The sequence below is a fragment of the Halorubrum sp. JWXQ-INN 858 genome (genome assembly GCF_009806985.1).
Classification (GTDB): Archaea; Halobacteriota; Halobacteria; order Halobacteriales; family Haloferacaceae; genus Halorubrum.
Window position 1 is genome coordinate 147,373 of the sequence record NZ_WUAX01000005.1, and the last position, 21,570, is coordinate 168,942.

Here is a 21,570-nt window from a genome sequence, read left to right on the forward strand (position 1 = left end):
CATTAAAAGGGCGCCCGCCTCAGTTCCATTAAAAGGGCGCCCGCCTCAGTTCCATTAAAAGGGCGCCCGCCTCAGCCCTCGGCCGAGGGGGAGGCCGCCTCAGTTCCCGGCCGGGGTGTCGGCGCTGGCGGCGTCGCCGTCGGCGAGCTCGTCGCCGCCGTCGAGCCCCTCCAGCGCGGACAGCGCCGCGGCCTTGTACGTCTCGGGGTCGAGGTCGTACTCCTCGCGCGCCATCCGCGCGTACTCGTTGCCCTCGTCGTCGAAGGCGGCGACGCGCTCGATGGTGCGCTCGGCGGTCTCCGCCACCCATCGGTCGCGGACGGCCGCGTCGACCTCCGTGATCGACTCGGGACGGACGGAGACGCGGATCGTCCCGTCGTCGGTCTCGTACGTCCGGGGCTTCCCGACGACCGCGACGTAGGCGGGCGGCTCCAGGTCGCGGATCGCGGAGGCGGCCTCGGGCTGGTACTGACCGGCGTAAACGAAGAACGTCCCCGTCGGGTCGACGATCCGACCGCGCCAGTACTCGGAGTCGTCGCCGACGTCCTCCTTCTCGGTGAGGGTGCCGACGAAGAACACGCGGTTCGCGGACTCGCCGGTCGGAAGCAGCGCGTAGACGGGCGCGCGCTCGTCGTCGGACTCCTTGAAGGTGAAGCCGGCGTCGTTGAACTCGGTCGCGAAGACGCGCCGGGCGACCTCGCGGGTGGGTGCTGACTGGCTCATTTCAGATCGACCTCGCTTTGATCAGCGCGCCCTCGGGATCGATCGGCCCGGGCTCCTCCATGTCGTCGACGAGCACGTAGCGGCCGAACGTCGGCCCCGTCACGCGGTAGTACCGCCCGAGGAGGTCCTCGGCCATCTCCTCGGCGACGACCGTCGTGTCGAGCGCGTCCATCGCCATGTCCTTCGCTTCCTCCAGGGTTATCCCGGTGAGGTCCTCGGTGGCCTCGCGGTCGAAGATCACCTCGGTGACGGTTTCGCCGTCGTCGAGGACGCCCTTGATCCGGAGGTCGAACTCGCCTTCGACCTGGCCGTGCTCCGAGCAGCGGCCGTTCTGGAGGACGCGGGTGCAGTCCTCCTCGGGGCAGCGTTTGATGAGGCCGGACCCGGACTGGATGTCGACGAGCGCGCCCTCGACCGTGTCGGCGTTGTCGCCGACCTCGATCTCCTCGTCGATCGCGGTGATGCCCGTCGTCCGGTTGAGCTTCACCGAGAAGTTGCCCTCGTACTCGTCGGTGACGACGTTCGAGAGCTCGTAGGACCGTCCCTCCTCCAGCTTCGGGAGGTCGGACGTCTCGAAGGCGACGAACTTGATCGTTCCCGACTCGTCGCCGACGAGTCCGACCTGCGAGATGGAGTCGCTACGCGGCTCCCAGAGGTCGACCAGCTTCACGCGCAGGTCGACCCACTGTTCGTCCTGGTCGATGTCGTTCACCTGCACGCGCTCCGTGCCGCCGCGGCCGAGCTGGTCGCGCTCCATGCCGGCGTCGTCGAGGTAGCTGTTGGTGACGCTCCGGCGGGCCTCGTCGAGGGGGACGCGGTACTCGTTGACGAGGTTCTCCAGCCGCTCCTCGACGGCGTCGGCGTCGACGCTCAGGTGGTCCGAGAACTGTTCCGCTATCGCTTCCGCTTCCTGTCGCAGTTCGCTCATGGTGGTCTGCCTCCGGTCGTGTTTCAATGGGAGGCGTACGCCGGTTGGTTCCTCATCGTATTAAAAGGTGTGTGACCGCGGCGAAAGTGGCGTCTCCCGGCCCGTAACGGGGTCTATACGGTCCGAGGCGCTCGCCGATTCGACGGGCGTCGGGGTTCCGGATCCGCCCCTCCCTTTCGGCTCCCGCCGCGACCGGTCTCGGCGTCCGGAGTTAACAGAAGCGTCCGGAGTCAACAGCAGCGTCCGAGCTTAAAAGAAGGATCCGAGATTACAAGCGCGTCCGACGCCCGTCAGCCATGCGCGGGCTTCGTTTCGAGTGGAACGATCCACGATCACGGCTCACATGGGGTGTCGTCCGGACGCGACGTCGTCGGTTTATCAGTGACCGCCGCAGTCGCGCGGCAACGGACCTATGTTCCGTGCGGTCGAACGCCGGGTATGGACGACCGGCTCGAGCGCGTGTTCCGCCAGCAGCTCCGGAAGGCCGGCCGGCAGTTCGAGGAGGCCAAGCGAGCGTACGCCGAGGGGAAGGGATCGCCCGAGGGCTCGAACGCGGGGACGGCGGTGTACGACCTCCCGAGCGACGACGACGGCCGTGCCCGGATCGTCTGCCGTCGCCACGCCGAACGGCGGTCGGTCGCCGTCGACGCCGAGGGCCGTCCCGCGTGTTTCGAGTCCGGACACGTCGACTGTGAGGGCTGTGCGGAGGACGTCCGGGACGGCTACGTCGAGACCTGGTAGCGCTCGCACCCCGTCCACGGTTACGGTAGCGCCCGCACCGCGCCAATCTAGCGCCCGTACAGCACCCGCACCGCGCCAGTTAGCGCCCGTACAGCACCCGCACCGCGCCAGCAGCCGTGTTCGGATAGGGTTTTTATCACGCCACCACGAGGATCGGACACTCATGCGACGGAAAGCGCTCGTCGCCGTGCTGCTCGTCGTCGTCGCCGTCGGGCTCGCGCTTTCCGGCGTCCTCGGCGGGACCGCGGACGAGCCCGCGAGCGGTGAGGTCCCCGCGGAGTCGCTGATCGAGATCGACGGCGATCACGAGCTGTGGCCGTACACGAGCCGAAGCACGTCGGTCGAAGGGCGGACGCTCGCGATCAACGTCGTCTTCCACGCCGACGGCGACGCGGTTCGCGAGGCGTTGACCGCACAGCCGGAGACCGACTGGGAGGAGACCGACGAGCTCGAGAGCGACGCGGAGTCGGACCTCGTCGTCGACGCGGTGACGGCGGACTGGGAGGACGCTCACGGCTCCGTCCGGTACTCCTACTTCGAGGGCCCCGACGGCGGCGAGTGGGTCGACGAGTCGTTCGAGCTGCACGACGGCGAGTACCTCGGTGCGCGCGACCACGTCCGCGCGTACGAATCGCCGGACGGCGCGTACACGGCGGTGCAGGTCCACGAGGAGTACTACGACTGGTTCCGGCTCCGACACACCGTGACGCACATCGGCGACCCGGCGGTGCGGATCGAGGACGACTTCATCGCCGCGACCGGTGAGAACGTGGCGGTGGACGGCACGGCGGTGCGCCGGGAGTACCACGGCATCGACGGCGGCTGGAGCGACGGCTGGCTCTCCGTGATCGAGCTCGCGGTCCTGATCCCGCTGGCCGGCACGCTGTTGCGCCGCCGGACCCGGGAAGCGACCGTCGACCTCGCGCGCCGGTTCCGCTCGGAGGCTGGCCGGCACGCGGACGCCGCCATGTTGGGAACGGCGCTCGCCGCCGTCTTCCTCGGCGTTCGCGCGGCCGGCATCGGCATGGAGGTCGCGTACCCCGGGATCCCGCCGAAGGCGCTCGCGGCTCCTCTGTACCTCGCGATCGCGGTCGGGCTTCCGGCGCTCGTCGTCGGGGCGGCCGGACGCTGTGAGCCGACCGCGGCGTTCCTCGGCGTCGCGGTCGGGCTCGGTGCGGGCTTCGTGCTCGACTTCGCCGGGCTCGGCGTCGCGGTCCCCCCGGACCTGATCGTTCACCGGGCGGCGATGGTGGCCTCGCTGGGGCTCGTCGCGCTCGGCCGGGCGAGCGACGACCGGACGATCCTCGCCCTCGGGCTCCTGGCGTGGACGGCCGGGTTGGCGCTCCCGCTCGCGGACGTGATCTGAGTCCACGTTCCGCCCGCGACGTCCCGCTGGCCCCTCGTTCGCGACGTCCCGCTGGCCCCTCGTTCGCGACATCTCTCGAGCCTCGATCGCCCCGTCCGTGTTCCCGGCCGTACGAGGGGGAGACCACAGAACTGTTATATCGTCGGTGACGAAGGTGTATGAACGAATGACACGGACGACGAGCCGGCGGTCGGTGCTCGCGGGAACGGGTCTCGCGGTCGCGAGCGCCGGCTGTGTCGGACGTGTTCGCAACATCATGGGCCGGGATCGCTCCGCGCAGCTCTCCTTGGAGATACGCACGGTGCCGGCCGACGCCGACCCGAACGCGGTCCGGATCGCTCGACACCTCTCGGAGCACCTCAACGCCGTCGGCGTCGACGCCCGCGTGGACACCATGGCGCAGGCGGACCTCAGCCGCAGCGTGCTCCTCAACCACGACTTCGACGTCTACGTCGGGCAGTTCCCGCGGACGAAGCCGTTCGATGCGGACGCGCTGTATCCGCTCCTCCACTCGCGGTTCACCGCCGAGACGGGATGGCAGAACCCGTTCGGGTTCACCGAGCTCGTCGTCGACGACCTGCTCGAGGACCAGCGCCGCGCGAACGACGAGCGCCGGGCGGAGGTGATCGCAGACCTTCAGGAGGCGGTCTGTGAGCTCCAACCGTTCACCGTCGTCGCGTTCCCCGACGCGCTCACGGCGTACCGCGAGGGGACGTTTAGCGGGTGGGGGACGTCGTACCCGAACTCCGCACAGGGCCTCCTCAAACTGTCACACGTCCGCGAGGGGGAGACCACCGATGACGACGATCCCGTGACGCTCCGACTCACGACGACCGACGACCGGATCACGGAGAACTGGAACCCCATCGCCGCCGAGTACCGCCAGCATGGGGCGTTCACCTCCCTGCTGTACGACCCGCTCGCCAGACCGTCCGACGACGGCCCGATCCCGTGGCTCGCCCGGGCGTGGGAGTGGTCCGACGCCCGTACGCTCCGGGTCGAGATCCGCGACGCCGAGTGGCACGACGGCGAGCCGCTGACGGCCGCGGACGTCGCGTTCACCTACGAGTTCCTTCGGGACACGTCGATGGGCGAGGCGGAGACCCCGATCCCGACCCCCCGGTTCCGCGGCCGGAGCTCCCTGGTTGAATCGGTCGACGTCATCGACCGATCGACGGTCGAGATACGGATGGAAAACGTGAATCCGGGCGTCGGGGAACTGGCCCTCCAAGTTCCCGTCCTCCCGGAACACGTCTGGAGCGAGTACACCGACCCGGTCTCCATCGCTGGCCTCGCGGTCGACGAGGAGACGACGGAGGCGCTCGTGTGGAACAACGAGGAGCCCGTCGGCAGCGGTCCCCTCCGCTTCGTGGAATCGACCGCCGAGTCCGAGGTGACGTTCGAACGGAACCCGAGCCACTTCCTCCGTCGGCCCGAAGCGCTCGAAAGCGTCGACGAAGGGGAGACGGAGGACGGAAACGGCATCGACGAGGAGGGTGGAAGCGATGGGGCGGACGCCGACGAGGACGACGCCGACGACGTCGGCGTCGATGGTGCGGAGGACAACGGGAGCGGTGCGACCGATGAGGACGAGAACGGTACCGGAGACGACGGCGACAGCGACGGCGACAACGGCGACAGCGACAACGGTGATCGCGCCGGCGACGGGGCCGGCGAGGGGAGCGGTGACGACGGGAGCGACGCGGTCCGCTCGATCCCCGAAGCGTTTCACGGCAAGCCGAGCTTCGAGCGGCTCGTTCTCGAGGTCGTCCCGTCCGACATCGCGGCGGTCCAACTGGTCGGCGACGGGATGGCCGACGCGACGGCCTCGAACCTCGGCCCCGACGCGGTGCCGCGGATCGGTCGCGAGGCGGACGCGCGGCTCGTGAGCTCCCGTTCGGCGGCGTTCTACCACGTCGGGTACAACGCCCGGCGCGCGCCGTTGTCCAACCCCCGTTTCCGGGCCGTCCTCGCCTCGCTGATCGACAAGTCGGCGCTCGTCGACGACGCGTTCCAGGGGTACGCACGGGCGGCCGCCTCGCCGATGGCGGCGTCGTCCGAGACCGTCCCGGACCGGCTGCGATGGGACGACGAGACCGACGAGGACCCCGTGTACCCGTTCCGGGGCTCCGACGGCGGCCTCGACGTCGACGCGGTCCGTGACGCGTTCCGGGAGGCCGGGTACCGATACAACGAATCCGGCGAACTGCTCTCGCGGGACCAATGAGCGTCCTGCTCTCGGTCGTCCTCCGGCTGGTGTTCTGGGTCGGCGTGATGTGTTTCGTCGCCGGGATCGCCCTCATCGGACCGGCCAGGCTGTACGAGTTGGCCCACGAGTTGATCCCGAAACTCCGCGCGTCGGCGGTCCCGATCGCCGGCCTGTTGGCCGTACTGATCGCGAGCGCGGTCGGCCGCGGAGCGTTACAGACCGTTTCCGAGGTGATCGCCTTCCGACTGACCGGAACGATCTACGCGATCGAGGGGCCGTTCGTCGCGTGGCTCCAGGCGACGTACGTCACGCCGGAGCTGACCTTCTACTTCTCGTGGATATACATCTACGGCTACGTGTTCCTGCTCACGTTCCCGTTCATCGCCTACGCGGCGCTGCCGGGAACGGCGGCGCTGAAGCGGCTCATCGCCGCGTACGCGCTCAACTACGGGATCGGGCTGGTCTTCTACACGCTGATCCTGGCGTACGGGCCGCGAAACGTGATGCCCGACGTCGTCACCTCCCTGCTGTACACGTTCAACCCGGACTTCCAGGCGCTCACGAGCGAGGTGAACGAGAACACGAACGTCTTCCCGTCGCTGCACACGTCGCTGGCGATGACGGTCGCGACGTTCGGCGTCCTCACCCGCCGCGAGTACCCCGCCTGGGCGGTCATCTCCGTGTGGATCGCGGTTTCGGTCATGGTGTCGACGATGTACCTCGGCATCCACTGGCTCGTCGACGTGATCGGCGGGATCGGCCTCGCGCTCGGCTGCGTCTACCTCTCCTACCGGCTCGTGGAACCCGACGAACCGATCGACGGCGGGGCCGAGGACGTGGCTGCGGGCGAGGATACCGCCACGTCCCCCGGCGAGGACGGATCGGCCACCGGTTAGCTGCTGTCTCGACCGTCGGCGGACGCGGGTCCCGCCGTCGGGCCGGCTACTCGCCCTCGATCAGCCGCCGGAGCTGTTCGGGCGGGACCGCGCCGCGGGCGGCGTGACCGTCGAACATGAACGTCGGGACCCCGGTGACGCCGCGTCGTCTGGCGGCGTCGAACAGCCCGTCGATCCGCTCCCGGTGGTCGTCGTCGTCCAACGCGTCGTCGACGACCGCCGGGGACACCCCGTCGACGTCGTCGGCGACCTCGACGAGGACGTCTCGATCGCCGACGTCCCGACCCTCCTCCCAGAGCGCGGCGAGGACGGCGTCGTCGAACCGCTCCCAGACGTCCGGGGAGTCCTCCTTGACGCGAAGCGAGACGAGCTGGGCCGGCAGCGAGTCGACCTCGAGGGCGAGCTCCTGTGCCATCTCGACGTCGTATCGCTCCTGTAGCCGGCGGACGTTCTCGCGGGCCCCCGCGTAGTAGTCGCCGTCCTTCCCGTCGTCGACGTCGTGGTCGATCACGCCGTCCGGGCCGCGCTTCCCGGCGCGGAGGTCGAACGGGTGCCAATCGACCGCGAGCGGCTCGTCGCGTCCCGACCGGTAGCGCTCGAGCGACTTCCGACCGAGGTAACAGAACGGACAGACGTGGTCCGAGTACACGGTGACGGTGTCGGTCATACCCCGGGTTCGGGCCCGACCCGGAAAGCCCGTTCGCCGGCGGTGATCCGTGACGTCACCGTCGAAGCCGTCGGCGACCGCCGTCAGCGGAAAAGCTGATACCCCCGCCGCCGTGAGTTACCCCCGTCGCGGGAGTCGTGTCCTCGGGTAGGGGCCGAACGCGACCCCGCGACGGCGGTTCGACCCCGGCGAGCGACGGCGACGGACGCGTCACGCCCGAGCCTCCGGCACGGAACCCTTTTGCCCGTCTCGCCCGACGTATCCGTATGGCAGTCCTGGAGTCGCCGGGCGTGGCGCTGTTCGGCGTCGCGGCGACCGCCGCGCTGTTCGTCGCCGTCCGCAGGGACGCGTCCCGGGTCGGGATGTCGCGGTCGCTTTTATGGGCCGTTGCGGCCGCCGTCCCGGTGCTCGTCGGGTTCGGCATGTACCTGTACGTGCCGGCGGTCCCGATGACCGGCGTGATCATGACCGCGAACACGGGGCTCGTCGTCTACGGGCTCGAACGCGAGGTGTCCACCGAGGAGGAGATACCCGCGGACCCGGGGAGCCTCCCGAACCGGAAGTAACCCGTAGGGTTTTAGCCGGCGACGGCGGGAGTACGGGTATGACTACGGGTATCGTCGGGGAGTTCCTGGAATTAAAGGAGGGGACGGACGCGGACCTCCTCGCGATGCAGTGTGGCGACTTCTACGAGTTCTTCGCGGACGACGCCGAGGCGGTCGCCGACGAGCTCGACCTGACGGTGTCGCGGAAGTCCTCGCACGGGTCGTCGTACCCGATGGCGGGCGTCCCGCTCTCGGAGCTGACGCCCTACCTCAAGGCGCTCGTCGAGCGCGGCTACCGCGTCGCCGTCGCGGACCAGTACGAGACGGCGGACGGCCACGCCCGCGAGATCGTCCGCGTCGTCACGCCGGGGACGCTCCTGGAGACGACGGACTCGGACGCCCGGTACCTCGCCGCGATCGTCCGCGACGACGCCGACGCGAACGGGCCGTACGGGCTCGCGCTCGCGGACGTGACGACGGGGCGGTTCCTCGTGACCGAGGCGGCCGACGAGGGCGAGCTGCGGGCGGAGCTGTACCGGTTCGACCCCGCGGAGGTGTTGCCGGGGCCGGCCGTCCGCAACGACGACGCGCTGATCGCCGCCGTCCGCGAGGAGCTGTCCGGGTCGGTCTCGGTGTTCGACTCGGAGGCCTTCGCGCCCGGCCGCGCGAGACACGCCGTCCGCGAGCAGTTCGGCCGGGAGACCGCCGACAGCGTCGGCCTCGAGTCCGAGCGGGCGACCCGCGCGGCGGGGGCGGTCCTCGGGTACGTCTCCGAGACGGGCGCCGGCGTGCTCGCGTCGATGACGCGGCTCACCGCCTACGGCGCGGACGACCACGTCGAGCTCGACGCGACGACCCAGCGCAACCTCGAGCTGACGGAGACGATGCGCGGCGACGGCGACGGCTCGCTGTACGACGCCGTCGATCACACCGTCACCTCGCCCGGCGGGCGGCTCCTGCGCGAGTGGCTCACGCGTCCGAAACGCGATCGAGCGGCGCTGAACCGGCGGCTCGACGCGGTGGACGCGCTGGCGTCGGCGGCGCTCGCGCGCGACCACCTCACGGAGGTGCTCGACGGGGCCTACGACCTCGAGCGGCTCGCCGCCCGGGCGACGAGCGGGAGCGCGGGCGCGCGGGAACTGCTCTCGGTCCGTGACACCCTCGCGCTGCTGCCCGAACTCGACGACGTCGTCGCCGGGACCTCGCTCGAAGGGTCGCCGGTGACGGACGTGCTCCGGCGGCCCGACCGCGACCGCGCACGCGACCTCCACGACGAGCTCGACGAGTCGCTCGCGTCGGATCCGCCGAGCACCAAAACGCAGGGCGGGCTGCTCGCGACGGGGTACGACCCGGAGCTCGACGAGCTGATCGAGCGCCACGAGGCGGCGGTCCGATGGATCGACACGCTCGCCGATCGGGAGAAGCGTCGCCACGGGCTCAGCCACGTCACGGTCGACCGCAACAAGACGGACGGCTACTACATCCAGGTCGGCAAGTCCGTCGCCGACCAGGTGCCCGACGAGTACCGCGAGATCAAGACGCTGAAGAACTCGAAGCGGTTCGTCACCGACGAGCTGGCCGAGCGCGAACGGGAGATCCTCCGGTTGGAGGAGGTCCGCGGGGACCTCGAGTACGAGCTGTTCGAGGAGCTCCGCGAGCGCGTGGCCGCGGCGGCGACGCTGCTGCAGGACGTGGGTCGCGCGGTCGCGGAGCTCGACGCGCTCGCGTCGCTCGCGACACACGCCGCGGGCAACGACTGGACTCGCCCGACCCTCGCGGACCCCGGGACGCTGTCGGTCGAGGCCGGCCGACACCCCGTCGTCGAGCGCACGACGGACTTCGTGCCGAACGACCTCGAGCTCGATTCGGACCGGGGCTTCCTGATCGTGACGGGACCGAACATGAGCGGCAAGTCGACGTACATGCGGCAGGCCGCGCTGATCCAGCTGCTCGCGCAGGTCGGCTCGTTCGTCCCGGCGCGGTCGGCGACCGTCGGGCTCGTCGACGGGATCTACACCCGGGTCGGCGCGCTCGACGAGCTGGCGCAGGGACGGTCGACGTTCATGGTCGAGATGCAGGAGCTCTCGAACATCCTCCACTCCGCGACCGAGGAGTCGCTCGTGATCCTCGACGAGGTCGGCCGCGGGACCGCCACCTACGACGGCATCTCGATCGCGTGGGCCGCGACGGAGTACCTCCACAACGAGGTCCGCGCGCGCACCCTCTTTGCGACCCACTACCACGAGCTCACGACGCTCGCCGACCACCTCCCGCGCGTCGAGAACGTCCACGTCGCCGTCGACGAGCGCGACGGCGACGTGACGTTCCTCCGGACGGTCCGCGAGGGGCCGACGAACCGCTCGTACGGGGTCCACGTCGCCGACATCGCCGGCGTCCCGTCGCCGGTCGTCGCCCGCGCGGACGAGGTGCTCGACCGGCTCCGCGAGGAGAAGGCGATCGAGGCGCGCGGCGGGGGCGGCGGGGACGGCGGGACGACGCAGGCGGTCTTCGACCTCTCCGCCGGCTCGTTTGCGACCGACGCCGGTCGCGACACGAACGGCACCGGCACGACCGAGAGCGACACGGACGGCATCGACACGAACGACACCGACGCGGCCGGAGCGACGACTGGCAACGCGTCGGCGGTCGCGGAGGGCGGTTCGGCGGGCACGGGGGACGCGTCGACTGGCACGGAAGACGTGCCGACTGGCACGGAGGCGTCGCTCGTGGACGGCCCTCCGGCGTCGTCGATCGACCCCGACGCCGAGGCGGTGTTGGACGAGCTGGTCGACATCGACGTGAACGAGACCGCACCGGTCGAGCTGCTCGCCCGGATCCAGCGCTGGCAGGAGCGGCTGGGCGGAGAGTAGCCGCGGGATCCCCCTTCCGGACCCGACCGCGAGCCTCGGACCTTTTAAGCTATCGCGACCAACCCCCGGTCGATGACGAACTCGTCGCCGCGCCACGCCGACCCCGACGAGAACCCGTACGTGGAGCACCCCCCGACCGACTTCGATCCGGTGGCGGAGCTCTCGACCGCGGAGGCCGCCGAACAGGCCGCGCTGCTGCGGGCGGCGGTCCGCGAGCACGACCATCGGTACTACGTCGAGGCGGACCCGCTCGTCGCCGACGAGACGTACGACCGGCTGTTCGCCCGGCTGGTCGAACTGGAGGACGCGTTCGACCTGGACGCGGAGGGCTCACCGACCCGGCAGGTCGGCGGCGAGCCGCTCGACGGGCTGGCGACGGTCGAGCACGTCGCGCCGATGCTCTCGATCGACAACGACGTCGACGCCGAGGGCGTCCGCGAGTTCGACGACCGCGTCCGGTCCGGGCTCGCGGGGGCGGGTTTCGATCCCGACGCGGTCCGGTACGTCTGTGAGCCGAAGTTCGACGGGCTCTCCGTCGAGGTCGTCTACGAGGACGGCGAGTACGCCCGCGCCGCGACCCGCGGCGACGGCTACGTGGGCGACGACGTCACCGAGCAGGTGCGCACCATCCGGTCGATCCCGGGGCGGCTCCGCGGTGACCCGCCCGCCCTGCTCGCGGTCCGCTGTGAGGTGTTCATGCCGCGGGACGCCTTCGAGGCGTACAATCGGGAGCTGATCGAGCGCGGCGAGGAGCCGTTCGCGAACCCCCGCAACGCCGCGGCGGGGACCCTCCGCCAGCTCGACCCCGGCGTCGTCGCCGAGCGCCCCCTCGACGCCTTCTTTTTCGACGTGCTCGGCTGGGAGGCCGACCCGGACGCGGAGACCGACTCGGACGCGGAGACCGACTCGGACGCGGACGTCGATGCCGCCGCCGTCGACCGCCCCGACACACACCGGGGGGAACTCGACCGGTTCGAGTCGTTCGGGCTCCGCCGGAACGACCTCGTCGAGGTCGTCGACGACGTCGCGGCCGCGATCGAGTACCGCGACCGGGTCCTCGACGCCCGCGACGATCTGAACTACGAGGTCGACGGGGTCGTGATCACCGTCAACGACCGTGCGGCCCGCGACGCGCTCGGCACGACCGCGCGCGCGCCACGGTGGGCGTTCGCCTACAAGTTCCCGCCGCGAACGGCGACGACGACGGTCCGCGACGTCGTCGTGCAGGTCGGGCGGACCGGGCGGCTCACGCCGGTCGCCGAGCTCGACCCGGTCGACGTCGGCGGGGTCACCGTCTCGCGGGCGACGCTCCACAACCCGGCGGAGATCGAAGCGCTCGGCGTCGGGATCGGGGACGTCGTCCGGGTGTACCGCGCGGGCGACGTGATCCCGTACGTCCCGGAGGTCGTCGAACGGCGTTCGGAGCGCCCCTACGAGTTCCCGGAACGGTGTCCCGTCTGCGACGCGCCGGTCGAGCGGGACGGTCCGATCGCGTTCTGTACCGGCGGGCTGGGCTGTCCCGCCCAGCTCGATCGCGCGGTCGAACACTGGGCACGACGCGACGCGCTCGACATCGACGGTCTGGGTCCGGAACGCGTCGAACAGCTCCGCGACGCGGGGCTCGTCGGGTCGCTCCCCGAGCTGTACGACCTCTCTATCGAGGAGCTCGCGGCGCTGGACGGGTGGGGCGAGACCAGCGCGCGGAACCTGATCACGGCGCTGGAGGCGACCCGGGAGCCCCCGCTGGACCGGTTCCTCGCCGGCCTCGGGATCCCCGACGTCGGCGCGACCACGGCGCGGTCGCTGGCGGCGCACTTCGGCGACCTCGACGCGCTGATCGAGGCCGACGAGTCGGCGCTCCGCGAGGTCGACGACGTCGGCCCGGAGGTCGCGGCGTCGATCCGCGAGTTCCTCGACGCGCCGGAGAATCGCGCGGCGATCGAGGGGCTCCGCGAGCGCGGCGTCGACCCTCGACGGGCCGAGGGGGCCGACGGGGACGCAGGCGGGGACGAGCTCTCGGGGCTCACGTTCGTGTTCACCGGGTCGCTCTCGACGACCCGGAGCGAGGCGACGGCGGTCGTCGAGGCGCACGGCGGGTCGGCGACGTCGAGCGTCTCCGGGAACACGGACTACCTCGTCGTCGGCGAGAACCCCGGACGGTCGAAGCGCGACGCCGCCGCCGAGGCGGGCGTCGAAACGGTCGACGAGGCGGGGTTCGGTGCCCTCCTCGACGAACGCGGGATCGCGTGGCCGCCGGACGGCGACGACGGGGCGTGAGGCCGGAGGCGAAACGGAGAGGTGGGATAGTGGAGGAGTGGGGTAGTGAGGAGTGAGCTAGGGGGAGGTGTGAGGTAGTGGAGGAGTGAGCTAGGGGGAGGTGTGAGGTAGTGGAGGAGTGAAGGAGAGGAGACGAGAACGAGTCCGTCGGTCCGCCGTCTCCGGCGGTATCACTCCTGGTAGACGAGACACAACCCTTTATCCGCCGGCCGAGCAAGCGACGCGCATGACAGCCATCGAGCTGCGCGGCGTGACGAAGGAGTTCGCCGACGTCACGGCCGTCGACGCCCTCGACCTCGCCGTCGAGGAGGGCGAGGTGTACGGCTTCCTCGGCCCCAACGGCGCGGGGAAGTCGACGACGATCAACATGGTGCTCGACCTCGTCCGGCCGACGGCGGGGACGGTGACGGTGCTCGGGCGGGACGCGACGGCCGACAGCGTCGCGATCCGCGAGCGCACCGGCGTGCTCCCCGAAGGGTTCTCGGTGTACGGCCGACTCACCGGGCGCAAACACGTCGAGTTCGCGATCGAGTCGAAGGACGCCGACGCCGACCCCGACGCGGTACTCTCGCGGGTCGGGCTCGCGGACGACGCGGACCGGAAGGCGGGCGGCTACTCGAAGGGGATGCAACAACGGCTCGTGTTGGGGATGGCGCTCGTCGGCGAGCCCGACCTCCTCATCCTCGACGAGCCCTCGTCCGGGCTCGACCCGGCCGGTGCGAAGGAGATGCGCGAGATCGTCCGCGAGGAGGCCGACCGCGGCGCGACCGTCTTCTTCTCCTCGCACGTCCTCGGGCAGGTGGAGGCGGTCTGTGACCGCGTCGGCATCATGCGCGAAGGCAGGCTCGTCGCGGAGGACTCCGTCGAGGGGCTCCGCGAGGCGGTCGGCGGCGAGGAGACGTTGGAGATCGAGGCCACGGGCGTCGACGCGGCCGCCCTCGACACGGTGCGGGAACTCGACGGGGTCTCGCGCGTCGAGCTCGACGAGGCCGGCGAGGGCACCGTGACGGTGAGCTGTGCTGGCGGGGTGAAGACCCGCGTGATCGCCACGCTGGAGGACTCGGGGGTCACCGTGGCGGACTTCCACACGACGGAGGCGTCGCTTGAGGACCTCTTCCTGGCGTACACGGAAGGGGAGACGCCGTCGTCGGGCGACACCGCTCACGTGGACGACGCAGATACTACCGGCGCAGACGACGCCGCTGACGCCGAGGAGGTGCAGAGATGAGCCTCCCCGCCGTCGCGAAGAAGGACTTCCAGGACACCGTGCGGTCGAAGGCGATGCTGCTGCTGGTCGCCCTGTTCTCCGGGCTCGTCTCGGTGATGGCGTACGCGGTTCGTCCGGCGGGGGACGGCGACGCGTTCGCGACCGAGCTCCTCTTGAGCGTCTTCGTCGGGCCGCTGCTGGTGTCGACGCTGGTGCCGCTCGTCGCGGTCGTGATCGGCTACAACGCCGTGAGCGGCGAGCGCGAGTCGGGGTCGCTGAAACTGCTGTTGTCGCTGCCGCACTCGCGGGCCGACGTCGTCTTCGGGAAGGTGCTCGGGCGCGCCGCCGCGCTGTCACTCGCGGTGTTCGCCGGGTTCCTGCTTCCCGCGGTCGTGTTGGCCGTGATCCCGGTGTCGTTCAACGTCGGGTCGTTCCTCGGTTACACGGTGTTCGCCGCGATACTCGGCTGCGTGTTCGTCTCCATCGCCGTCGGCTGTTCGGCGGCCGCATCCACCCAACGGCGCGCGCTGATCGGCGGGATCGGGATCTACTTCCTGTTCGTGCTGTTCTGGAGCACGCTGACGGGACAGCTGATCGGCGCCTTCGACGGCGTCATCGACGCGCTGCCGGCAACGGACGTGCAGATCCGGACGTTTCTCGAGGTCGCGAACCCGACCACGGGCGTGCAGGTGTTGACGAACGCGTTCCTCGGCGAGCAGCTGTTCGCCGGTGAGACGGTGAACCAGCAGGTCTCCGCGGCCGCGATGCTCGTCTTCTGGGCGCTCGCGCCGCCGCTGGTCGGGCTCCTCAAGTTCGACCGCGACGACCTGTAGTCGACTGCGACGCTTCGCGGACCGTCTACTCGGTCGCGACTTCGATCGCGGCCTCGAGGTCGGCGACGATGTCGGCGGGGTCCTCGATCCCCACGGAGAGCCGGATCATGTCGCCGGTGACGCCCGCTGCCTCCTGTTCTTCCTCGGTGAGCTGCTGGTGGGTCGTCGAGGCGGGGTGGATGACGAGCGTCTTCGCGTCGCCGACGTTCGCCAGCAGCGAGGCGAGTTCGACGTTCTCGACGGTCGCCTTCGCGGCCTCGAAGCCGGCCTCGAGCCCGAACGTGATCATGCCGCCGTAGCCGCCCTCCAGGTACTCGGTCGCTTCCGCGTGGGTCTCGTGGCTCTCTAATCCGGGGTAGTTCACCCACGAGACGTCGTCGTGCTCGTCGAGGTACTCCGCGACGATCCCGGCGTTCTCACAGTGCCGATCCATCCGAAGCGGGAGCGACTCGGTCTGCTGGAGCGTGTTCCACGCGTCGAACGGCGCCTGCTGGTTGCCCAGATCGCGCAGCCCGCGGGTGACGGCGGCGAAGGTGAACGCGGCCTCGCCGAACGCGTCGACGTAGTTGATCCCGTGGTAGGCGGGGTTGTCCTGGGCGATCTCCGGGAACTTCTCGGGGTACTCGCCCCACGGGAACGAGCCGCCGTCGACGAGGATCCCGCCGACGGTCGTCCCGTTGCCGGTGAGCCACTTCGTCGTCGACTCCCAGACCAGGTCCGCGCCGTGTTCGAGCGGCCGGCACAGGTACGGCGTCGCGAACGTGTTGTCGACGAACAGCGGCACGCCCTCTTCGTGGGCGATCTCCGCGATCCGCCCGATGTCGGGGGTGACGAGGGCGGGGTTACCGATCGTCTCGAGGTGGACGTAGGCGGTGTCCTCGTCGATGGCGTCGGCGTACCCCTCGTAGTCGAGCGGGTCGACGAACCGGGTCGAAACGCCCCGGCGCTCGACCGAGTGGGTGAGGTAGGTGTAGGTGCCGCCGTACAGCGCCGACGAGGAGACGACGTTGTCGCCCGCGCTCGCGAGCATGAACGTCGCGAGGTCGAGCGCGGCCATTCCCGAGGAGGTCGCGATCGCGGCGACGCCGCCCTCCAGCGAGGCGATCCGCTCCTCGAGGGCGGCGTTCGTCGGGTTCATGATCCGCGAGTAGACGTTGCCGAGCTCCTCCAGCCCGAACAGCCGCGCCGCGTGGTCGGCGTCCTCGAACTCGTAGGACGTGGTCTGATAGATCGGCGTCGCCCGTGCGCCGGTGGTCGGATCCGGGGTCGATCCGGCGTGAACGCTTCGCGTACGGAACTCTCTGGGGGTCTCCGCGTCGTCGGGTGCCATACGTGACCTTGCTCCCGCGGATCGCTTAAAAGGGCCGACGATCGCAGCGTTGACCGATACCTCGGACGGGGCCGACCGGGCCTCGAGGCGGGCGCGCCGCTCCCGCCGGAGGGATCACCACGAGCCGTCGTAGTCGACCGTCGGCCGGTCGACGTCGAGCCCCAGCTCGCGGAGCGTCGCCGTCGCCTGCTCGACGGGCGCGGGCGACGCCCGATCGAGCGCGTCGTGGGTCGTGGCGGCGAATCGGACGGTCCAGTCGTCGTCGACGACGACGGTCGCGCGCCGGGGGATCTCCGAGTGTCCTTCCCACGAGTCGGCGAGCAGGTCGTACGACTCCGCGACGCCGCCGTGGAAGTCGGCGACGACCGGGAACGGGAGCGAGAAGCGGTCGGCGTACGCGAAGCCGGCGAACAGCGAGTCGCCCGTGAGCGCGACGACGGCGAGGTCCTCACGGGCGTCCCAGCCGGCGTCCCGAACGGCGGCGAACGCCGCGGTACAGGGGGGCACGAACGTCGCCGGCGCGAACGACAGGACGACCGCGCGGTGTTCCTCGACGAGCCGGAACAGCTCCAACTCGACGCCGGTCCCGCCCGAGACGGCCGGCGCGATGAAGTCGGGCGCGGTGACGCCGACGTCGATCATACCACGCCCTTCCACGCGGCGGCCTTAAAGCGATCGTGGTCGGCCGCCGCCCCCGGCCGTCATCGCGAGAAACGCCTCTTGAGGGTGTGTGACGTACCTTCGTGGTCGTTTCGACCCCGATCGCCTACAAGAGCTTTAACGGATGAGGGCGTACTCTCGATCGAGATGAACGTGCTGACGGCCACCGCCCTCGATCTGGTCGCCACCTACGGGGTCGCCGTACTCCTCTGTGTGTTCGTCCTCGAGGGGGCGCTCGTCGGCAAGCTGATCCCCACGCGGACGCTGTTCGTCGCGGTCGTGTTGACCGCGGGCTCCGACGCGTTCGCGTTCCTCCCCGTCGCCGCCGCCGCGGTGGTCGGCGCGACGATCGGCCAGAGCATGCTGTTCGTCGCCGTGCGCCGCTTCGACGTCGACCCGACCGACTTCCGTGCGGTCCCCGTCGACGGGGCGCGTCTCGACGGCGCGGACCGCTGGTTCGACCGATGGGGGCTGCCCGCGGTCGCGGTGACGAACGCGCTCCCCGGAACCCGTGGGTGGCTCGCGCTTCCCACCGCGACGTCGTCGGTGTCGGCCCCGCGGTTCGTGCTCGCGTCGCTGGCGGGGTCGGTCGCGTACGCGGCGGCGCTCGTCGCCCTCGCGATCGGCCTGGAAGGCGCGTTCGGCGTCGTCGTCGCCGGCCTCGTCAACGGAGCCGTCGTGGAGGGGCTGCTCGCAGTCGTCTGATCGGGATCGCCTAACCGGGATCGTCCCTGCGTTCCTGGGGTCCAGTCAAGTCGAGGCTCAGTCGAGTCACGGTTCAGTCAAGTCGAGTCACGGTTCAGTCAAGTCGAAGAGCCGAGGGTCAATCGAGCACGCCGGCGACGACGGGTGCGACGCTGACGACGCTACAGCTGCGCTCGATCGTGTCGGTACCGATCAACGTGTCGACGCCGGCGGCGCGGAGTTTCGTCACCGCGTTCCCGGCCAGCATCGGATGGACGCAGGCGGCCAGGACGCGGGTGGCCCCTCGGTCGACCAGCACGTCGACCGCCTCGCTCATCGTCGATCCCGTGGCGACGATGTCGTCGACGATGACCACGTCGCGGCCGTCGACCGGCGCGTCGGACGGCGTGACCTCGACGTCCCCGGTCTCCCGGTCGCGGCGCTTCTCGAAGTAGTCCGTCTCTCCCTCCCCGTACGCCGTTTCGACCGTCTCCGCGATGTCGATCGCACCCTCGTCGGGCGCGAGGAAAAGAGGGTCGTCGAGCGCCGGAAGCGGCTCGGCGAGGACGCTCGCGGCTTCGATCACGTCGACGGGAACGGTGTAGAAGTCGGCAATGGTCGGCTCGTGCGGCGTCACGAGAACGACGCGATCGGTTCCCGTGGACACCGCACGCGCCATCGCGCGGGCGGAAACGGGCTGGCCGGCCCCGAACGACTCGTCCTGTCTGGCGTACCCCATGTAGGGGATCACCGTGGTGACGTGCTCGGCCCCGGCCTCGCGGACGGCGTCCTGTAGTTGAAGCAGCTCGACCCACGCCTCGTCGGAGTCGGTCGCGGCGACGACGACGGCCTCGTCGTCGTCGAACTCCGGGACGGCGGCGAGCGCCTCGCCGTCGGGAAACCGGTCGTACGTCGCCGTCGCGAGCGGGCGGCCCGTCTCGTCGGCGAGCGCGGCCGCGAGCAGCTGGGAACGTGACCCGGGTACGATCATGGTCGTCCGTTCCGCCGACTCCGATAAACCATTTTCCTTAGCCGGCCATCGCGACTCGTCGAGCTGGCGCGTTCCGGCGGGACCTCTTCGCGCTCTCCCCGCGGTAGCCGTCCGCATACGGCCCGCACAGGGGCGGATATTTACGCGCGCGGCGGCAACGACGGCGTAATGACCGAAACCGGAGACCGAGTCGCGCTCGCCTGTCCGTCGTGTTCGCCGGGCGAGCCGACCGTCCACGAGGTGTTGCGACCCGGCGGCCAGTCCACCGTCAGGTGTACCGACTGTGACCACACCCACAAAACGGAGATCCCCGAGGAGGAGACCGTGCCGCTGAAGATCGTCATCTCCCAGTCGGGCGACTCGTTCACGACCGAGATGGACGTCCCCGCGGACACGTACGTGAGCGAGACCGACGAGTTCGTCGTCGACACGCCCGACGCGCTGATGCAGGTCCGCGTGACCGGCATCGAGGTCGGCCCGGAACGGCGCGTCGCGGAGGCGGACGTCGAGGACGTCGAGACCCTCTGGACCCGCGCGGTCGACAACGTCGGCGTCGACGTCACCTTACACCCGAAGGACGGCGACGCGGACGGGACGCGCTCGCTTCGAGTGAACGTGCCGGGCGATTACGAGCTCACCGTCGGCGACACCGTCGAGTTCGGCGACGAGGAGTTCACGATCGAGGGGGTCCAGATCCGTAGCGACGCCCCGGAGTACCGCCACGAGAAGCTCGACCACCGCGGCGACATGGCGTACGCGAAGGACGTCAAGCGCGTGTACGCCCGCGACGAGACGCTGACCGCCTGGTCGGCGTGGTGACGACGGCCGTCACGACGGTCGGTCCGCTTTCGGCGTTCGGCCCGGTTTTCGCTCGGGCTTTCGATCGCCTGCTCCCTTTCTGACGACGGCGCCCACGGTTCCGTGGCTACGCGGCGGGAATAAAAAAACGAGAACAGTGGATCCGCGTTAGATGACGCGGTTCTGGAGGTAGTCGAGGTGTTTCGCGTTGTAGACGATCTTGATCTCGTCGGCGGCCGGGCTGCCGATGCAGGTCAGCCGGACGTTCTTGTCGTCGACTTCCTCGTCGGAGAGGATCTGCTGCATGTCCATCTCGATCTCGCCCTCCTTCACGATGGCCGCGCAGTTCGCACACGCGCCGGCGCGGCACGAGAAGGGCCAGTCGAAGCCCTGCGCCTCCGCGGCTTCGAGGATGTACTCGCCTTGGTTCACTTCGAGGGAGCCGTAGTCCTCGTCGCCGAGGTCGGCGCCGGCCGCCTCCTCGAAGAGGTCGTCATCGTCCATCGACCAGCCGTGGTCGTCGAGCACTTCGTAGTTGAGGTATTCTACCGTGGGCATCGGGCGAGAATTCGATGCCCACCTCATTAGGCTTTGCTGTTCCTCGCGCCGAGGCCGCCCGATCGTCGCCACCGAGGCGCTCCGCTCGCGATCTCGGAGGAGGTCGTCGCTTTCCGCTCCGGTCGGGGTTTCCGTCGGTACGAGCATCAGAAAGGATAAAGAACGAACGGTCCACACCACTTCCTCATGGAAGAGTCCGTCGTCGCCGACTTCGTCGGTCGGATCCACACCTCCGATATCGGCGGCGACGAACCGGTGACGGGGCGCGTGCTGTTGAGCCAGCGGCGGCTCGTCCTCGTCGGGTCCGACACGAAAACGACGATCCCGCTGTCGCGAGTGTTCGACGTCGCGGTCGGAACCGTTCCGAACGACCTCCGGTCGTTCTTCAGCGACACGGTCACGATCGCGTACGAGCACGGTTCGACCCGTCGCACGGCGGTCGTCGAGGGAGAGCCCGACGACATGGACCGGTTCACGAGGGTCCTGTTCAAGGCGCTGCTCCGCGACGTCACCGTCACCGTGCGGCACCCCGCGATGGTCGGTGGACGCGTCACCGACGCGCCCGAACAAACCGCCTCGGTGTCGCTGTCGCCGGGCGCGGTCCGCTTCGTCGACTGTTCGACACCGTTCACGGTCGACCTCTCGACGGTGACCGACTACGAGCGAACGGACCGAACGCTGGACGGGAAGACGCGCCCCGCGCTCGTGTTCAGACACGTCTCGGAGGGTCGGACCCTCACGTCGATCGCGACGGTCCCGGATGGCCGGACCCTCAACGTCCTCGGTCGGTACATCAAACTCGAGTACAGCGAGGTGATGGCGGAGGTCGAGGAGCTCGATCCGACGACGGAACAGCTCGAAACGCTCGTCTCCGTCTACTCCGCGGGCGGCGAGGCGAGCATCTCCGACGTCGTGACCGGCGACGCGACCCGCACGTCGATGGTGCTCGAGTCGCTTCGAGCGGACGGGCTCGTCGTCGACGGGGAGACGGGGATCGTCCTCACCCGAAAGGGGCGGATGGCGGTCAACACGTACCTCGAGTCGGTCAACGCCTGAGACGCGCCCGCAAGACCGTCGATCCGGCTCGATGAGGTCACCACGCTCGGCGACTCTTTATCAGTGATGGGGCAGCCAGACGCCACGTGCACTGACCCTCCGACCCGGATCGGACGAGGCGGGCGTTCGGCGACCCGACCGGGACACGACCGCTCGAACCGCCGACTGTTCGCCATTCTCCAACGCCGTCGTTGGCCGATCGACCGACCCGCTTTCGGGAGTCCTCCGGAA

The 21,570-nt window shown here is 69.9% G+C and carries 19 protein-coding genes; 12 read left to right on the plus strand and 7 right to left on the minus strand.

Annotated elements, in window-relative coordinates; translation table 11 throughout:
* Positions 1-99 precede the first annotated feature (99 nt).
* Together GRS48_RS02030 and GRS48_RS02035 are read right to left on the minus strand one after the other, a co-directional pair.
* On the minus strand, positions 100-723 hold the full coding sequence (locus tag GRS48_RS02030) for an RPA family protein (protein ID WP_159483259.1): 624 nt from the start codon (positions 721-723) through the stop codon (positions 100-102).
* Position 724: 1 nt separating this feature from the next.
* Positions 725-1,651: a replication factor A gene (locus tag GRS48_RS02035; RefSeq protein WP_159483260.1), complete on the minus strand. Its 927-nt coding sequence runs from the start codon at positions 1,649-1,651 to the stop codon at positions 725-727.
* Positions 1,652-2,089: 438 nt separating this feature from the next.
* Between GRS48_RS02035 and GRS48_RS02040 the strand changes: the two genes are divergently transcribed.
* The 4 genes from GRS48_RS02040 to GRS48_RS02055 all read left to right on the plus strand — a co-directional run bounded on the left by GRS48_RS02040 (position 2,090) and on the right by GRS48_RS02055 (position 6,863).
* A complete protein-coding gene (locus tag GRS48_RS02040; RefSeq protein ID WP_159483261.1) occupies positions 2,090-2,392 on the plus strand; it encodes a hypothetical protein in 303 nt (100 codons plus the stop codon).
* A 163-nt stretch (positions 2,393-2,555) separates the two neighbouring features.
* Positions 2,556-3,758, plus strand: a complete 1,203-nt coding sequence (locus tag GRS48_RS02045; RefSeq protein ID WP_159483262.1) for a hypothetical protein — start codon at positions 2,556-2,558, stop codon at positions 3,756-3,758.
* 166 nt (positions 3,759-3,924) lie between these two features.
* The gene (locus GRS48_RS02050) at positions 3,925-5,985 is read left to right on the plus strand and encodes an ABC transporter substrate-binding protein (RefSeq protein ID WP_159483263.1); all 2,061 of its coding nucleotides are present in this window, start codon (positions 3,925-3,927) and stop codon (positions 5,983-5,985) included.
* On the plus strand, positions 5,982-6,863 hold the full coding sequence (locus GRS48_RS02055) for a phosphatase PAP2 family protein (protein WP_159483264.1): 882 nt from the start codon (positions 5,982-5,984) through the stop codon (positions 6,861-6,863). Before GRS48_RS02050 ends, GRS48_RS02055 begins: the two co-directional genes overlap by 4 nt.
* Positions 6,864-6,909: 46 nt before the next feature.
* On the opposite strand, the gene GRS48_RS02060 is transcribed toward GRS48_RS02055, so the two are convergent.
* Positions 6,910-7,530: a DsbA family protein gene (locus GRS48_RS02060; RefSeq protein ID WP_159483265.1), complete on the minus strand. Its 621-nt coding sequence runs from the start codon at positions 7,528-7,530 to the stop codon at positions 6,910-6,912.
* A gap of 266 nt (positions 7,531-7,796) precedes the next feature.
* On the opposite strand from GRS48_RS02060, the gene GRS48_RS02065 reads away from it, so the two are divergent.
* The 5 genes from GRS48_RS02065 (at position 7,797) to GRS48_RS02085 (ending at position 15,262) form a co-directional block, all read left to right on the plus strand.
* Positions 7,797-8,096, plus strand: coding sequence for a hypothetical protein (locus GRS48_RS02065; RefSeq protein ID WP_159483266.1), 300 nt, complete (start codon positions 7,797-7,799; stop codon positions 8,094-8,096).
* Positions 8,097-8,134: 38 nt separating this feature from the next.
* Complete coding sequence (mutS, locus tag GRS48_RS02070; RefSeq protein ID WP_159483267.1) at positions 8,135-10,945, plus strand: DNA mismatch repair protein MutS; 2,811 nt, start codon at positions 8,135-8,137, stop codon at positions 10,943-10,945.
* Between the two features lie 72 nt (positions 10,946-11,017).
* Entirely contained in the window at positions 11,018-13,222 is a 2,205-nt protein-coding gene (ligA, locus tag GRS48_RS02075; RefSeq protein WP_159483268.1) for an NAD-dependent DNA ligase LigA, read from the plus strand.
* A gap of 226 nt (positions 13,223-13,448) precedes the next feature.
* Positions 13,449-14,450 carry an ABC transporter ATP-binding protein gene (locus GRS48_RS02080; protein ID WP_159483269.1) on the plus strand — a complete coding sequence of 334 codons (1,002 nt, stop codon included), beginning with the start codon at positions 13,449-13,451 and terminating at the stop codon, positions 14,448-14,450.
* Positions 14,447-15,262 (plus strand): ABC transporter permease, encoded by an 816-nt coding sequence (locus GRS48_RS02085; protein ID WP_159483270.1) that lies wholly within the window; start codon positions 14,447-14,449, stop codon positions 15,260-15,262. The genes GRS48_RS02080 and GRS48_RS02085 overlap by 4 nt, the downstream gene beginning before the upstream one ends.
* Before the next feature lie 25 nt (positions 15,263-15,287).
* Here the strand turns inward: GRS48_RS02085 and GRS48_RS02090 are convergent, their stop codons facing one another.
* Positions 15,288-16,592 carry an O-acetylhomoserine aminocarboxypropyltransferase/cysteine synthase family protein gene (locus GRS48_RS02090; protein ID WP_159483271.1) on the minus strand — a complete coding sequence of 435 codons (1,305 nt, stop codon included), beginning with the start codon at positions 16,590-16,592 and terminating at the stop codon, positions 15,288-15,290.
* A gap of 114 nt (positions 16,593-16,706) precedes the next feature.
* The gene (locus tag GRS48_RS02095) at positions 16,707-17,234 is read right to left on the minus strand and encodes a redoxin domain-containing protein (protein ID WP_159483272.1); all 528 of its coding nucleotides are present in this window, start codon (positions 17,232-17,234) and stop codon (positions 16,707-16,709) included.
* A gap of 165 nt (positions 17,235-17,399) precedes the next feature.
* Here GRS48_RS02095 and GRS48_RS02100 point away from each other — a divergent pair, with 165 nt between their 5' ends.
* Positions 17,400-17,957 (plus strand): DedA family protein, encoded by a 558-nt coding sequence (locus tag GRS48_RS02100; RefSeq protein WP_159483273.1) that lies wholly within the window; start codon positions 17,400-17,402, stop codon positions 17,955-17,957.
* Positions 17,958-18,075: 118 nt separating this feature from the next.
* Here the strand turns inward: GRS48_RS02100 and prs are convergent, their stop codons facing one another.
* Positions 18,076-18,927: a ribose-phosphate diphosphokinase gene (gene prs / locus GRS48_RS02105; protein ID WP_159483274.1), complete on the minus strand. Its 852-nt coding sequence runs from the start codon at positions 18,925-18,927 to the stop codon at positions 18,076-18,078.
* 168 nt (positions 18,928-19,095) lie between these two features.
* Between prs and GRS48_RS02110 the strand changes: the two genes are divergently transcribed.
* On the plus strand, positions 19,096-19,746 hold the full coding sequence (locus tag GRS48_RS02110) for an HVO_0476 family zinc finger protein (protein WP_159483275.1): 651 nt from the start codon (positions 19,096-19,098) through the stop codon (positions 19,744-19,746).
* A 147-nt stretch (positions 19,747-19,893) separates the two neighbouring features.
* On the opposite strand, the gene fer is transcribed toward GRS48_RS02110, so the two are convergent.
* Positions 19,894-20,283, minus strand: coding sequence for a ferredoxin Fer (gene fer / locus GRS48_RS02115; RefSeq protein ID WP_159483276.1), 390 nt, complete (start codon positions 20,281-20,283; stop codon positions 19,894-19,896).
* A gap of 186 nt (positions 20,284-20,469) precedes the next feature.
* Between fer and GRS48_RS02120 the strand changes: the two genes are divergently transcribed.
* Positions 20,470-21,339: a CheF family chemotaxis protein gene (locus tag GRS48_RS02120; protein ID WP_159483277.1), complete on the plus strand. Its 870-nt coding sequence runs from the start codon at positions 20,470-20,472 to the stop codon at positions 21,337-21,339.
* Positions 21,340-21,570: the final 231 nt, after the last annotated feature.

Bases quoted from the DNA above. Each gene is read 5' to 3' on its own strand.
- GRS48_RS02060 (WP_159483265.1), bottom strand. From the start codon at position 7,530: ATGACCGACACCGTCACCGTGTACTCGGACCACGTCTGTCCGTTCTGT.
- GRS48_RS02110 (WP_159483275.1), top strand. From the start codon at position 19,096: ATGACCGAAACCGGAGACCGAGTCGCGCTCGCCTGTCCGTCGTGTTCG.
- prs (WP_159483274.1), bottom strand. From the start codon at position 18,927: ATGATCGTACCCGGGTCACGTTCCCAGCTGCTCGCGGCCGCGCTCGCC.
- mutS (WP_159483267.1), top strand. From the start codon at position 8,135: ATGACTACGGGTATCGTCGGGGAGTTCCTGGAATTAAAGGAGGGGACG.
- GRS48_RS02120 (WP_159483277.1), top strand. From the start codon at position 20,470: ATGGAAGAGTCCGTCGTCGCCGACTTCGTCGGTCGGATCCACACCTCC.
- GRS48_RS02085 (WP_159483270.1), top strand. From the start codon at position 14,447: ATGAGCCTCCCCGCCGTCGCGAAGAAGGACTTCCAGGACACCGTGCGG.
- ligA (WP_159483268.1), top strand. From the start codon at position 11,018: ATGACGAACTCGTCGCCGCGCCACGCCGACCCCGACGAGAACCCGTAC.
- GRS48_RS02035 (WP_159483260.1), bottom strand. From the start codon at position 1,651: ATGAGCGAACTGCGACAGGAAGCGGAAGCGATAGCGGAACAGTTCTCG.
- GRS48_RS02045 (WP_159483262.1), top strand. From the start codon at position 2,556: ATGCGACGGAAAGCGCTCGTCGCCGTGCTGCTCGTCGTCGTCGCCGTC.
- GRS48_RS02055 (WP_159483264.1), top strand. From the start codon at position 5,982: ATGAGCGTCCTGCTCTCGGTCGTCCTCCGGCTGGTGTTCTGGGTCGGC.
- GRS48_RS02030 (WP_159483259.1), bottom strand. From the start codon at position 723: ATGAGCCAGTCAGCACCCACCCGCGAGGTCGCCCGGCGCGTCTTCGCG.
- GRS48_RS02065 (WP_159483266.1), top strand. From the start codon at position 7,797: ATGGCAGTCCTGGAGTCGCCGGGCGTGGCGCTGTTCGGCGTCGCGGCG.
- GRS48_RS02100 (WP_159483273.1), top strand. From the start codon at position 17,400: ATGAACGTGCTGACGGCCACCGCCCTCGATCTGGTCGCCACCTACGGG.
- GRS48_RS02040 (WP_159483261.1), top strand. From the start codon at position 2,090: ATGGACGACCGGCTCGAGCGCGTGTTCCGCCAGCAGCTCCGGAAGGCC.
- GRS48_RS02090 (WP_159483271.1), bottom strand. From the start codon at position 16,592: ATGGCACCCGACGACGCGGAGACCCCCAGAGAGTTCCGTACGCGAAGC.
- GRS48_RS02050 (WP_159483263.1), top strand. From the start codon at position 3,925: ATGACACGGACGACGAGCCGGCGGTCGGTGCTCGCGGGAACGGGTCTC.
- fer (WP_159483276.1), bottom strand. From the start codon at position 20,283: ATGCCCACGGTAGAATACCTCAACTACGAAGTGCTCGACGACCACGGC.
- GRS48_RS02095 (WP_159483272.1), bottom strand. From the start codon at position 17,234: ATGATCGACGTCGGCGTCACCGCGCCCGACTTCATCGCGCCGGCCGTC.
- GRS48_RS02080 (WP_159483269.1), top strand. From the start codon at position 13,449: ATGACAGCCATCGAGCTGCGCGGCGTGACGAAGGAGTTCGCCGACGTC.